The 12,264-nt window shown below is 41.9% G+C and carries 18 protein-coding genes and 1 pseudogene; 15 read left to right on the forward strand and 4 right to left on the reverse strand.

The window, feature by feature from the left end:
- From AB4Z17_RS27105 to AB4Z17_RS27125, 5 genes and pseudogenes are all read left to right on the forward strand, one after another.
- Positions 1-175, forward strand: a pseudogene (locus tag AB4Z17_RS27105) (phosphoribosylformimino-5-aminoimidazole carboxamide ribotide isomerase); the annotation flags it as partial.
- Positions 176-232: 57 nt separating this feature from the next.
- The gene (locus AB4Z17_RS27110) at positions 233-2,020 is read left to right on the forward strand and encodes an ABC transporter substrate-binding protein (RefSeq protein WP_441907756.1); all 1,788 of its coding nucleotides are present in this window, start codon (positions 233-235) and stop codon (positions 2,018-2,020) included.
- Positions 2,021-2,059: 39 nt separating this feature from the next.
- Positions 2,060-2,188 (forward strand): hypothetical protein, encoded by a 129-nt coding sequence (locus AB4Z17_RS27115; protein ID WP_441963249.1) that lies wholly within the window; start codon positions 2,060-2,062, stop codon positions 2,186-2,188.
- Between the two features lie 14 nt (positions 2,189-2,202).
- Positions 2,203-2,562 (forward strand): hypothetical protein, encoded by a 360-nt coding sequence (locus AB4Z17_RS27120; protein ID WP_441963251.1) that lies wholly within the window; start codon positions 2,203-2,205, stop codon positions 2,560-2,562.
- Entirely contained in the window at positions 2,543-2,983 is a 441-nt protein-coding gene (locus AB4Z17_RS27125) for a hypothetical protein (RefSeq protein ID WP_441907754.1), read from the forward strand. The genes AB4Z17_RS27120 and AB4Z17_RS27125 overlap by 20 nt, the downstream gene beginning before the upstream one ends.
- Positions 2,984-3,039: 56 nt before the next feature.
- Here the strand turns inward: AB4Z17_RS27125 and AB4Z17_RS27130 are convergent, their stop codons facing one another.
- From AB4Z17_RS27130 to AB4Z17_RS27140, 3 genes are read right to left on the reverse strand one after another with little or no spacing between them, the layout of a single operon-like run.
- Positions 3,040-3,318, reverse strand: a complete 279-nt coding sequence (locus AB4Z17_RS27130; protein WP_339209147.1) for a hypothetical protein — start codon at positions 3,316-3,318, stop codon at positions 3,040-3,042.
- Positions 3,290-3,505, reverse strand: coding sequence for a hypothetical protein (locus tag AB4Z17_RS27135; RefSeq protein WP_441907753.1), 216 nt, complete (start codon positions 3,503-3,505; stop codon positions 3,290-3,292). Before AB4Z17_RS27135 ends, AB4Z17_RS27130 begins: the two co-directional genes overlap by 29 nt.
- A gap of 26 nt (positions 3,506-3,531) precedes the next feature.
- On the reverse strand, positions 3,532-4,194 hold the full coding sequence (locus AB4Z17_RS27140) for a hypothetical protein (protein WP_441907752.1): 663 nt from the start codon (positions 4,192-4,194) through the stop codon (positions 3,532-3,534).
- Positions 4,195-4,422: 228 nt separating this feature from the next.
- Here AB4Z17_RS27140 and AB4Z17_RS27145 point away from each other — a divergent pair, with 228 nt between their 5' ends.
- The 8 genes from AB4Z17_RS27145 to AB4Z17_RS27180 all read left to right on the forward strand — a co-directional run bounded on the left by AB4Z17_RS27145 (position 4,423) and on the right by AB4Z17_RS27180 (position 10,441).
- Positions 4,423-4,818, forward strand: a complete 396-nt coding sequence (locus tag AB4Z17_RS27145) for a GNAT family N-acetyltransferase (RefSeq protein ID WP_441963253.1) — start codon at positions 4,423-4,425, stop codon at positions 4,816-4,818.
- A gap of 33 nt (positions 4,819-4,851) precedes the next feature.
- Entirely contained in the window at positions 4,852-5,565 is a 714-nt protein-coding gene (locus AB4Z17_RS27150; RefSeq protein WP_441963255.1) for an alpha/beta fold hydrolase, read from the forward strand.
- Between the two features lie 134 nt (positions 5,566-5,699).
- Positions 5,700-6,668: an ABC transporter substrate-binding protein gene (locus AB4Z17_RS27155; RefSeq protein ID WP_441963257.1), complete on the forward strand. Its 969-nt coding sequence runs from the start codon at positions 5,700-5,702 to the stop codon at positions 6,666-6,668.
- Positions 6,669-6,811: 143 nt separating this feature from the next.
- On the forward strand, positions 6,812-7,189 hold the full coding sequence (locus AB4Z17_RS27160) for a glyoxalase superfamily protein (RefSeq protein WP_441963259.1): 378 nt from the start codon (positions 6,812-6,814) through the stop codon (positions 7,187-7,189).
- 38 nt (positions 7,190-7,227) lie between these two features.
- On the forward strand, positions 7,228-8,031 hold the full coding sequence (locus AB4Z17_RS27165) for an inositol monophosphatase family protein (protein ID WP_441963261.1): 804 nt from the start codon (positions 7,228-7,230) through the stop codon (positions 8,029-8,031).
- 81 nt (positions 8,032-8,112) lie between these two features.
- On the forward strand, positions 8,113-8,844 hold the full coding sequence (locus AB4Z17_RS27170; RefSeq protein ID WP_054024887.1) for a ZIP family metal transporter: 732 nt from the start codon (positions 8,113-8,115) through the stop codon (positions 8,842-8,844).
- A gap of 112 nt (positions 8,845-8,956) precedes the next feature.
- The gene (locus AB4Z17_RS27175) at positions 8,957-9,922 is read left to right on the forward strand and encodes a nucleoside hydrolase (protein WP_441963263.1); all 966 of its coding nucleotides are present in this window, start codon (positions 8,957-8,959) and stop codon (positions 9,920-9,922) included.
- Positions 9,923-9,928: 6 nt separating this feature from the next.
- Positions 9,929-10,441 carry an acyl-CoA thioesterase gene (locus tag AB4Z17_RS27180; protein ID WP_076269341.1) on the forward strand — a complete coding sequence of 171 codons (513 nt, stop codon included), beginning with the start codon at positions 9,929-9,931 and terminating at the stop codon, positions 10,439-10,441.
- A 423-nt stretch (positions 10,442-10,864) separates the two neighbouring features.
- On the opposite strand, the gene AB4Z17_RS27185 is transcribed toward AB4Z17_RS27180, so the two are convergent.
- Positions 10,865-10,993 carry a hypothetical protein gene (locus tag AB4Z17_RS27185; protein WP_256710960.1) on the reverse strand — a complete coding sequence of 43 codons (129 nt, stop codon included), beginning with the start codon at positions 10,991-10,993 and terminating at the stop codon, positions 10,865-10,867.
- A gap of 155 nt (positions 10,994-11,148) precedes the next feature.
- On the opposite strand from AB4Z17_RS27185, the gene AB4Z17_RS27190 reads away from it, so the two are divergent.
- Complete coding sequence (locus AB4Z17_RS27190) at positions 11,149-11,799, forward strand: phosphatase PAP2 family protein (RefSeq protein ID WP_441963265.1); 651 nt, start codon at positions 11,149-11,151, stop codon at positions 11,797-11,799.
- Between the two features lie 29 nt (positions 11,800-11,828).
- Positions 11,829-12,125 (forward strand): hypothetical protein, encoded by a 297-nt coding sequence (locus tag AB4Z17_RS27195; protein ID WP_441907745.1) that lies wholly within the window; start codon positions 11,829-11,831, stop codon positions 12,123-12,125.
- Positions 12,126-12,264: the final 139 nt, after the last annotated feature.

Consider the following 12,264-nt stretch of genomic DNA (forward strand, 5'->3'; position numbering starts at 1 on the left):
TGATTGGGTAACGATTCCGACAACCTATGCCGGCGGGGCAAGGTCGATTGCGGATATGGAACAATTTAATGAGCTTTCAAATGGCAAGCTGGATATTACAATCGGCAGTGCGCTAGATATTTTTGGCGGGCAGTTATCCTATGAGGAAGTTGTCGCCTACAGTAACAAGGCTTAGAGAGAAAACAGCAGCGAAGCTTGCTTGCTGAGACTTCGTTTCCTAGGTGGTGTTAGGATGGATGTGGAAGAATATTATTGCAGGCTAAGAAACACTTTTCCCGCAAACCCAGAACGCGAGCCTATTTTTTTATCGATGGAACGGATCTGCGACATATTGTCTTGTACACGCAGAAATGTACAAATACTTTTGACAAAAATGATGGAAAAGAGCTATATCGAATGGTTGCCCGGTCGTGGCCGCGGCAATCTCTCGCAAATCGTATTTCTTGTTTCATACCGTGATATCGTACTAGGCAAAGCGAAGGGGCTAGTCGAGAAAGGGAAGATCAACGAGGCTTGGAGCATGCTTGAGATGCTTCAGGATCCAGCTGTGAAATCCGAAATTATGACATGGTTGTCTGAATTGTTTGGTGTGAAGCGGGATATGGAGGAGAAGGATGTACTGAGGTTTCCCTTTTATCGTCCTCTCTTGCGCTTAGATCCTGCTTTCGTCTGTCGCCGCATGGAAACGCATTGGATAGAGCAGGTTTTTAATACATTGGTCAGATATTCAAATCAGGATGGTAAATTCCACCCTCAGCTTGCTCATTACTGGGAAAGCAATGTTATGAAAACGAGCTGGACGTTTTTTTTGCGCAAGGGCGTTCGTTTTCACAATGATAAGATAATGACCTCGAGAGACGTCGCATTTACTTTTCAAAGACTGCTCACAAGCTCGCCTGCGGAGTGGTTAACGTCCAAGATTAAGGAAATAAAAGAAACGAGCAAATACAGCATTACCTTTGAGCTAAACGAGCCTAACGCGCTATTTCTTCATTTCCTTTGTACGGAACGTTATTCCATTGTACCTGAAATGCTCGATGGTACTGGTTCTGATGAGCAGTTTGCCGTCATGCCTATTGGGACTGGACCGTTCAAGATTACCAAAAACAATGAGTCTATGCTCGTTGCAGAAGCCAATGAGTTTTATTTGGAAGGTTGTCCTCATCTGGATCGCATTGAAATGTGGGTGTGGCCAAACTATGAGGAAAATCAAGAGCAGCTCCAGTCAGACGGTGAAGATCAACTGGTTTATTTTGAAGCGCAAATCAAGGAGAGTTTAAGACCAGCGCTGGCCCAATTGGAGAAAGGCAGCACTTTTATTACTATCAATACAGCGAAAAAAGGCATCACGCAGCAAATGAAGTTCCGCCAGGCTTTGCACTACGGAATAGATCGGCAGCAAATGATCCACGAATTAGGCGGGATTAGGCACCAGCCTTCAACCGGCTTTAATTTAGAGGATACGGATAAGGCTTTCTATAACGATTATGATACGCAACTAGCGGCAACATTGCTTGAAGAGTCAGGATATAAGGGCGAGACCATTACGTTATATACTTATGAAATGCCTGCGAATGATCAAACTTCGAAATGGCTGCAAAGGGTATACAAGCATTTAGGCATTTCACTGGAAATCGTAAAGCTTTCGCTCGAAGAGCTTGCTAATCCCGAAATCATAATGAAAGCGGATATGATCCTTAGTGGGGAAGTACTCGGAGAACAGCCCGATATTTCGCTTATTGAGATGTATATGTCAAAGAACAGTTTTATTACGAACCATCTAGGCCTGGTTGACAAGATGAATATCAATCAACAAATTTCGAACTGTTTGCGGTATGAGAATTCAGATATTAGAATGGGTTATTTAATAAGCATACAAGAGGAGCTCAAACGAAATTTCAGCTTATTGTTCTTATATCATAGCCTGCAGATTGTAGGACATCATCAAACGCTGCAAGGAATTTCGTTAAACGCTTGGGGTAAAATCGATTATAAAAACGTTTGGTTAAGAAATACGTGATGAATAGATCGATTTTATTTGGATTTGCGAGGTGAGGTTATGAATGAGCAGGAGCTCATCGACAACATTGTCAAAGGTATAGACACACTTCATGGCAGCAGTCGAATTTCAAAAATAAATAAAGGTTATATATACAATTGGATTGGAAGCGGGACAAGAGCTTGCTAAGATGCATAAGTGGCATGCTCCTGCTTCAGTTTTGTCATGGCATGATCGTAAGCTTGCGAAGCATAATAGCTATATTACATGAATTTCTGAAGGCCGGGATGTTCAGCAGTGAAATCAGCATTCCATTTACGATGGGTACGATTAAAGGATATCATGGAGATCAAGAGCCTGATGAGAAGTTCTGGACCTTATATTGTCTTTATCTTGCGATGACGATTATCTCCTCAATCGTTTGGATATTGAAGGTGCGGCCAGTAGAGCTGCCTATTATGGCAGAGAAGCTGGAGCGAGTGTTAGAGGATCATCATTATTTTGACAGCATAGTTCCACGATGGTATTTGGAGGTTCAAGAATATGAGACCGGATCATTATAAGCTTATGTACGAATTTGTAAAATGGGCAGGCGGACATTCGCATATTACTGGAATTGCGTTGGTTGGGCCTTGTGCGGACGATGAGAGTGAAGAGGATTCGAATTTAAGCTTTCTTCTCGTTACCGATAAGAAGCAAAAAACAGTAGATGCCATTTTATATCAGTTCCAATACGAGGCTATAGAGCAAGCGACGAAAGAGGAATATGCTTTGCTAACCTCTCTAAAAATAGAGTATGCAAGTGGAATCGAAGCTGACTTTGGTGTTGCAGATACCGAGTGGCTGCATAGACCTTTGGAGCAGGGATTGGGTGACTTGTTAGTGCAAGGCTTCAAAGTCATTTGGGAACAAGAAGAAATGTTCGATGATATTTTAAGAGCGATTGCTAGACATGCTGTTGAACTAGAGAATGGGGCTCTTTAATATAAAGCAGGCTGTATCTAATGGTCAAGAACCTTTAGATTCAGCCTGCTTTTGTATTAAGAACGAAATGTGAAAGAGACTAGCTCAGCTGTTAGTACATATTTGGTTTCTAAGGCAGTTGTCGTAATGGTCAAAAAGTTAGCGTTAAATGCCATCAACTGGCCTTCTTCATTTCCTGTTGAGGTCGTTATATAAATAATGCTGCCAATATGGCGCTTGAGTAAACTATAAATAGCAGTACCTGGAAGAATCTGATTTCCATTTGAAATAATAGACATCGCAAGCCTACTCTCCTTAGAATCTTGTTTATGAAACTGCTGGATTCTCGTGGACATAAATAATGTTTGCATAAAAGATTCGCAGCTCGTAAAGAAAACGATCTTGATCGAAGGAAACGAGTATAAAGTCGTTACCAACCTGATCGAGTCTTCCGATTACAGCAAGCTGACCAAAGCCATTCGTCATGACAAACACTTCTTTGCCGAGTAAAGCGATCAAATCGCCCGAAAGCGTTGTTGACATGAGCACAAACCTCTTCTCATAGGGAGTTATGAAATTGTTTCAATGTTCGTGATGAAGGAAAACGGGATAAACATCAAAGTGCCTGCGACCGTGTTTAATTGGACTAATGTTGATTGTACGCTGATTACTGTTCCTGTGAACCCGGTCGGCTGTCCCGGTGTCATGACATTAATGAGAGTACCAACAATAAGGTAGCCGTTAAGCAATGTAATGAGCTCAGTAAAGTCAAACCCGCTTGACGGTCCCGGGGGACCCTGAACGCCTTGAAGACCTTGAAGACCTTGAGGACCTTGAGGACCTTGAAGACCCTGAAGGCCCTGCGGTCCTAATGGACCGGGGACGCCTTGTGGTCCTTGAATGCCTTGAGGACCAACAGCGCCAGCCGCTCCTTGTGCTCCTGCTGCGCCTTGAGGACCTGTAAGACCGGTTGGACCGGCAGGGCCTTGCAAACCTCTTTGCCCACTTGGACATCCCTTTTTCTGTACTTTAAGGTGGCAGCGATCGCTCTTTCTTTTTTTGTGTTTCCGCACAACTTTAGGTTTACATTCCGTATTGCTCAGACTGCCATTGCTATGATGTAAGTGCAGCTTGCCATGAATAACGACATTTCTCTTTTTACTCACTATTTTTTTCCGTTTCTTGCTCACAGTCTGAAGCTGCACTGTGGGTGATTTTGCAGAAGCTATCAAAATATAATCCCTCCTATAAAGCTATTGCTCCTATATATGTATTTCTTTTTGCCAGAAAAGGGACTAGTGATTACCCCAATTATGCTAATGAAGAGGATAGATAGGCTTATTTTCATAGTTTTCAAAAATGATTTGAATGGTAAAAGGAATTATAAAAACAATCTACCCTATAATCAACTTAAGATGTATAATCATGGGAATCAATAAGCTAAGGAGAGAGGAATAGTTATGATACATTATCAGAACGATAAAAATTTGTCCGCGCAAGACTTGTCGCAAGTATTTGCGGGCTCTGGGATTAAAAGACCCTATCAAGATTTAGAACGCTTGCAAAAAATGATCGATCATGCAGATATCATTATTAGTGCATGGGACGGCAATAAACTGGTCGGAATAGCGCGGGCGATTACAGACTATTCCTATTGCTGCTATCTGTCTGATTTGGCAATTGATCACGACTACCAAAGATTAGGCATCGGCAAGGAGCTGGTAGAGCGACTTAGGCAAACACTTGGTGCGCAAGTTTCGCTTGTCTTGTTGTCTGCGCCTTCAGCTGTCGATTATTACCCGAGAATTGGATTTGCCTCTACGGATAAAGGCTTTGTTATAGCAAGAGAACGTTAAGTTTATTTAGAAACGTAGAGAGGGGGAAAGTCAGTGATCGAGTCGAAAATAGCTAGTAATCAAGATGTTCATATTCATTACTTAGATTCAAAACCAGATGCAGATACAAAGTTAACCCCGTTAATCATATGCCCAGGGTTATCGGAAACAGCTGAAGAATATGAGGATTTATTGTTATATTTATTGCCTCGAAGAGCAATCGTTCTCTCGTTCCGCGGGAGAGGGCAAAGCGATACGCCGTTTAATCATTACGATCTAAAAGATCACATAGCAGATCTTTCAGCTGTTGTTGAAGCTGCAGCAGTGGATCGCTTTCATCTGATGGGATACTCTCGCGGTGTATCTTATGCGCTTGGTTATGCTCAAACGAACGAGCATAACTTAGAATCACTTATTTTAGAAGATTATCCTGCAGAGCATAAACAAATGTCGGCTGAATGGCGTCACGATTACATTTTTAATTATTTGAAGCCGATGAAGCGGGAAGAGAAAATAAGAGAACAAGCGGTTATCGGCATTGAGCGGGACTCTTCACAACTGCAGCTGGATGTGAAGCTTAAGCTGCCTGTTCTTGTTATGAGAGGGATGCTAGAGGGATCTTTGCTTAGCGATGCGGAACTAATTCATTACAAGCAGCTGTTCAGCAATATAACAGTTAAAGAGTTCTTTGAGTCCGCTCATAATATTCGCGGTACCGAAAAGGAAGAGCTCTATCAAACAATCGAGCAGTTTATCAAGCATCGTTAGAAAAAGTAGGACGGTTGCGGTTCAACTTGAAAACCCAGTTGACAATGAAAATGATAATTGTTATCATTAGGTGACTTTTGAGGTGAAATTATTTTTACTTCACAGCCATATATCGTCTTACAGGGGGAACTATCGTGATTAACCGCAACAAGAGATTTGTACTTTTATTTATGAGTTTGATTGTCCTATCCATTTGTCTAGCAGCTTGCGGAGGTAATAAAACAAATAATACACCTGCTGCTACAGTGGCTCCAACAGATGTGCCAGCAGAAAGAAAACTAACAGATGCATTAGGTAACGAGGTTACCATTCCAGCTAATCCTCAGCGCGTCATCGCTTCTTATTTAGAAGATCACTTGGTAGCTATAGGCATTAAGCCAGTTGCTCAGTGGTCCGTTCCTAACGGTATTCAAGATTACTTGCATGATTCGCTTGCTGATGTTCCAACTATACCGTATGATCTCCCATTCGAAGCAGTAACAAGCTTTGAACCAGACCTAATTCTTATGGCATATGATGCGAATGTGGAAGGCGATAAATTTGCGCAATACTCAAAAATTGCTCCAACCTTCACCATTGGCGATAAATTGATTGCTGACTGGCGTGCTACTTTGCTGAAAGTCGGAGAGGTTTTTGGAAAGAGTGCAGAAGCGCAAAAAGCTTTGGATGAGTATGATGCAAAAGCGAAAGCTGCTAAAGAAAAACTGCAAAGCGCAATCCCGGGTGAATCAGCTGCAGCTCTTTGGTTTGTACAAGGCAACTTTTATATCGTCAGTGAAAAGCTATCGAGTGGTGATCTTCTTTATAATCAATTAGGTTTGACTGTTCCAGAGGTTGTAAAAGAAGTTTCTGCAACAGGAACGGGCAACTGGAACGCCATTTCGCTAGAAAAACTAGCAGAACTTGATGCTGACCATTTGTTCCTCGTTAACAGCGGCACAGATGCGGATTCCCAAGCATTAAGCGATCCAATCTGGAAAAACATCCCTGCTGTGAAAAACGGTAAAATTTATGAGTACCCAAGCACATCAAGCTGGTTGTACGCAGGTACGATTGCTTACTCACAAGTCATTGATGATGTATTGGAAAGCATTGTGAAATAATAGCAGTAGAGTTGAACAAAGGGCTGTACCTCCGTGTGAATTGTGCATTGGGGTACAGTCCTTTTCTCTGTGGCAAGCCTTCCGTACCTTTTGAAATCCATGTATAATCATGGAAGATAGGACACTGGACAAGGAGTTGTATAATGATGACTTTTCATATGAAATCAACCGTACCGATTCTTCGCATTTTTGACGAAGCGAAAGCACGAGACTTTTATTTCGATTTTTTGGAATTTAAATGCGATTGGGAGCATCGTTTTGAGCCAGACTTGCCGCTCTATATGCAAATCTCTAATGGCGATTGTGTCATCCATTTATCGGAGCATTATGGCGATAGTACGCCTGGTTCAGCAATCCGCATTGAAGTCGACAATGCCAAGGCGCTTCAAGAGCATTTGTTAGCCAAAAAATATAATTTCGCTAGACCTGGCTTTGATGAAGAATGGAATCAAGTGAGCATTACAGATCCATTTGGCAATCGTCTGCACTTTTATTCTGCTAAGCCTAAGGAAATTAGTTAAATACGGTTGAATAAGAAACATGTGAAGGGGCTGAAATATTGGATCAATTGATATTAAATACGGCTAGAGAGGTTGCTATTGCTGCAGCTTATGAAGCGGGCCGGCTTACACGTGAGAAGTTTGGAACATTGGATCATTATGAAGAGAAAGGCGACCATGGCGATATCGTTACGGAAGTCGATTATTTGGCAGAGAGCATCATACTAAATAAAATTAGAAGCGTATTCCCCGATCATCGCATTCGATCAGAAGAATATGGCGAGAATGATCTGACTAGCGAATGGCTGTGGTTGGTCGATCCCCTTGATGGAACAAATAATTTTGCGGTAGGATTGCCGTTGTTCGGCATCTCGATCACGCTCTCTTATAACTTTAAACCGGTTTTGGCGGTCATTTATGAGCCGATGACAGATCGCTTGTACGTGGCAAGCTCAGGCGAAGGCACTTTATGCAATGCTAGGCCAATACATATGAAACAATCAAAGGCTTTTGCAAAAGCGAGAGTTGGCTGGATACAAGGTCATTCGGTGCAAAATGAACAGCGTGCCGTAACGCTTAGACATTACATAGACGTTAACACGAAGCGGATGATGCGGCTGTGGGCGCCAACGCTGCAATGGACGATGCTTGCCAGAGGGGATTTGGATGCAATCATCGTTTACAACTCGGAAGGCGAGGATCTATATTCAGGTATTGTAATGGTTCAGGAAGCGGGCGGCGTTGTCATTGATTACGATGGCAATCCTTTTAAGGGAGTAAATGAAGAGCCTTATTTAATTGCATGCCACCCTGATCATCAGACGTATTTTATGAACCTTGTTAAAGAAGGACTGGCAACGTAAGAAAAGGATGGAAATCGCTTTATTCGTATAAAATAAGGAAACAGTTTTTGGGTAGTGATCGACCCGCTAAGGAGAGACAACATGGTAGAAGCACTCATAGGAAGCTTTATTTCTGCAATGGCTACCGTGCTAGGCGCGGTTCCGCTGCTCTTCGTCAAAAGTCTTTCGGAAAAATGGAAGGACATATTGATTGCTTTTACAGCTGGCATCATGGTTTCTGCGTCTACCTTTGGCTTGCTGCCGCAAGCTCTCAAGGAATCTGGGCTAATCCCGCTGACGCTAGGTCTTTTAATTGGCGTGATTGCGCTTGACCTCATTGAAAAAAATCTACCCCATATCGATATTGAGCAAAAAAGAGGGATCTCATCCTTTGACAGCAAATCGCTGCTCGTCATATTTGCATTAATCATCCATAACATTCCGGAGGGCTTAAGCACCGGCTTTAGTTATGCAAGTGCGAATGGCGGACTTGGACCTATGGTAGCTATTGCAATCGGGGCTCAGAACATGCCGGAAGGGCTCGTCCTTGCCATCTTCCTTATTCATTCCAAGGTAAGCAAGCTGAAGCTTATGCTAATCGTAACCTTGACGGGTCTAATGGAGGTTGTTTCTGCGATAGTCGGTTATTTTGCCGCAAGTTATGTGGCTGGGCTTATTGGCTATGGACTTGCGTTTGCATCTGGTGCTATGTTGTTCATCGTCTATAAGGAGCTAATTCCTGAGACACATGGACATGGTTATGAACGTTCTGCAACCTATTCCTTTATCATAGGACTGCTTGTTATGGTGTATATTAGTCATTTCTTTGGTTAATCATTCCAAAATCAAGATGTAATTTTGACAGGAAGCACAAACATTATATTTTAATTGGTTTTTCAAGCTTTATTCGTTTACAATGAACGATAGAAAAGGGAGGTATCATAATATGTCGAAGGTAAACAGGATGTTGCTTGACGTTGATACAGGCATTGATGATGCTTTAGCCATCTTATATGCACTGCTTTCACCAGAGATTAAGGTAGAGGGTATTACGACGGGTTTTGGGAATATCGACGTTGAACAAGCTACGGAAAACACGCTGCGTGTCATTCAAGTTGCAAATTGCGGTTATGAGGTTCCCGTTGCGAAGGGTGCATCAGGTCCGCTCAAGCGTGTGTTCCCAGGCGCTGTCGCTCATATTCATGGACATAATGGCATCGGCGATGCAGAATTGCCGCCAACTCATCAGAAGCCTCTGGAGGGTATATCTGCTGCGGAATTCATCGTTCAGAAAGTGAATGAGAGCCCAGGAGAGCTTATTCTTGTAACCGTTGGCAGACAAACGAATCTAGCACTTGCTCTACAGCTAGATCCTTCCATTGTAACGAAATTCAAAAAGGTCGTTATTATGGGTGGAACAGTATTCGCACCAGGCAACATTACACCCGTGAGCGAAGCAAATCTGTACGGTGATCCAGAGGCAGCAGCGCTAGTATTCGAATCAGAGCTTCCAATTACAATTGTCGGCTTGGATGTAACACAGAAGACTCGTCTTACAAAAACACATATGGAGCAATTATCACGCGAGATTGCTGATGATAAACATGAAATCCTTGATTTCCTAAATGTCGCTTTAGAGCGTTATTTTGAATTTTATGCATTTTCTAATCACTTTGACGGCGAATGCGCAATGCATGATCCCTTAGCTGTTATTGTAGCTATTAATCCTTCTCTCGTGAAAATAGAAACGATGAATGCGGTTATTGACTGCGGTGAAGGTTTAACGGCAGGGATGATCATTACGGATCGCAGAGTACGTTCGGTTGTAGGCCGTCCTGTTGATTTCTGTTTGGAAGTTGAGCAGGAGAGAGCGATCTCCCAGCTATTATCCGTATTTAAAAAAGGGGAATAATCATCAATGGAGCAGAGGCATTCACGCGAGTCCAGATGTTACAAAACGGCAAGAGTATTTCCGCCGGACGTCAACAACCACAATACATTGTTTGGCGGGAAACTAATGGCTTACATCGACGATATTGCTTCGATTGCAGCAACCAAGCATTGCCGGCGTTCAGTTGTGACCGCCTCCACAGACTCTGTTGATTTTTTGCATCCTATCAGGCCTTCAGATTCGGTATGCTTAGAAGCATTCGTAACGTGGACAGGCCGAACCTCAGTAGAGGTGTTTGTGAAGGTAATCAAAGAGGATTTGTTAAGCGGCGAACGTAAAATTGCAGCAACCTCTTTTTTAACCTTTGTTGCACTGGACGAGAATCGGAAGCCCGTTCCTGTACCAATCGTTGTACCGGAATCGGATGAGGAGATAAAACTGTTCGAGACAGCTGAGCACCGAGCGGACATGCGCAAGGTGAGAAGAGATGAAAGCAAAAAGTTTGCTGGATTTTTGACGGTTACTTATCCTTGGGATTAACTTTTGATTTCTCAAGAGACTGCGTCAGCATAAAAATTGCTGTCGTAGTCTTTTTTTTGATGAAATTTAATGTTTAGCATCATATTTGTTGAATCGCTCGCTGTTTTTTGTGGGGAATGAGAGAAAATACAGCGCATTTGTATCGATTTATGCATAAAAATGATCCGAAATACGGGTGCAGAACAAATGTTCTTATATAATTCAGCCTAATTAGATGATATTTTTCATCATCTTGGGCAAAATTGACTTAAATGCCGATCTGAAAGGAGATATTGCATTAAAAATTGGGTGAATTGACTAAAATTAATGGTTTTTATCCCCAATATGCTCATTTTGCGAACGGGGAACATTTGTTCCCTTTTTATGTTTTAGCGCTCAGATAGTAAAGGCAGCTCTTTTTATCAGAGCTGCCTAAACATTAGATTAACAGCTTTTGTCCTTTTTCTTCGGGATAGCTTCGTCGTTTCTGCTTTGCTTATCGCCAAATTGATCGAGCCTGGATGGACTTGAAGCTGGTCCATCATTATCAGGTTTATTGTTTCTTCCTGTCAATGTCATCACCTCCAGCATTATAGGGTGAGCAGTATTTGTCCATTTCATACCAACAAAAAATCGATGAATTGGAGCCTGTTTGTCCAGTTAGACGTAGTAGTGTATGTACATCAATTTTTCAGTCTAATTATTCAGAGTATGGAGAGTGCTGCAGGATGAATTTTACTTTCGTTTTTACACGTGCATTTTTGTTAAGTTTATTGGGTGCAATCGGGTTCATATGGATATCCATTTGGATTGGCGATCAGCGAATTGCAAATTTTGATCAGAGTATCATCAGTAAAGTTCAAGGAGCGGAATCTGATACTCTTACTGCGATAATGAAGTTTTTTTCTTTTATTGGATCAGGAGTTATGGTTTCTATTCTTGCTATCATTATGTTAGTCGTATTAGCAAAATTGCAATATAGAAGAGAACTGTACTTCTTTGCAGGAATCTTAATTGGATCAACCATTTTAAATAGTGTGCTAAAATTGAGTTTTCAACGTGTCAGGCCAACGATTTACCGCATTATTGAAGAAAATGGCTATAGTTTTCCGAGTGGACATTCCATGGCCGCTTTCACTTTTTACGGGATTATCATTTTTCTATTATGGAAGCATATTCCGAAGGCGTACTGGCGTGTAATTTTGATCTTAGTTGGTTCAGTTATGATACTGGGGATAGGGATTAGCCGGATTTATTTAGGGGTCCATTTTCCAAGTGATATTGTAGGTGGATATTTGGCTAGTGGGACTTGGCTTGCTGTATCGATTGGTTTGTATCAGTATGTACTCGATAGAAGGAATCGCAAATTGAGAAGGTAACGATAATGACGAAGCATTGAGGAGTAAATATGAATTGTATTGCTATCCAGCATTATTATAAAGTGAAGAGAGAAATCACAAGTGTAGAACAAAAAACAGTAGTGGATGAACGTCTCATGTATTTATACAAAGAGAAAATTGTTACTAAGTACCGTGAGTTTCCGATAACGGAAGTATTCGATCTATCTTTTAAACCGATTGGCGGGGATGGCGGTATTTTCTATTTGCACACGCTGCAGGGTGTTTTCTCGTATATGATATCCACAGATCCAGCGTCTTTTATAGAAGCGTTTAAGGATTTAAGCAGCTCTTCTCCAAAAGAATGATTCATGTTGAAAATGAACCAATAGCGTTGTAGCTCTTGATGAGACCGCCCTTGATTAAAGGCGGTCTTTACATGTTTAAACAGATATCCATTTTGCCGAATATGAAGAAGGACGAACCTTAATGCTGTAATCTTAATGG

It is taken from the genome of Paenibacillus sp. TAF43_2, assembly GCF_052113545.1.
Taxonomy (GTDB): Bacteria; Bacillota; Bacilli; order Paenibacillales; family Paenibacillaceae; genus Pristimantibacillus.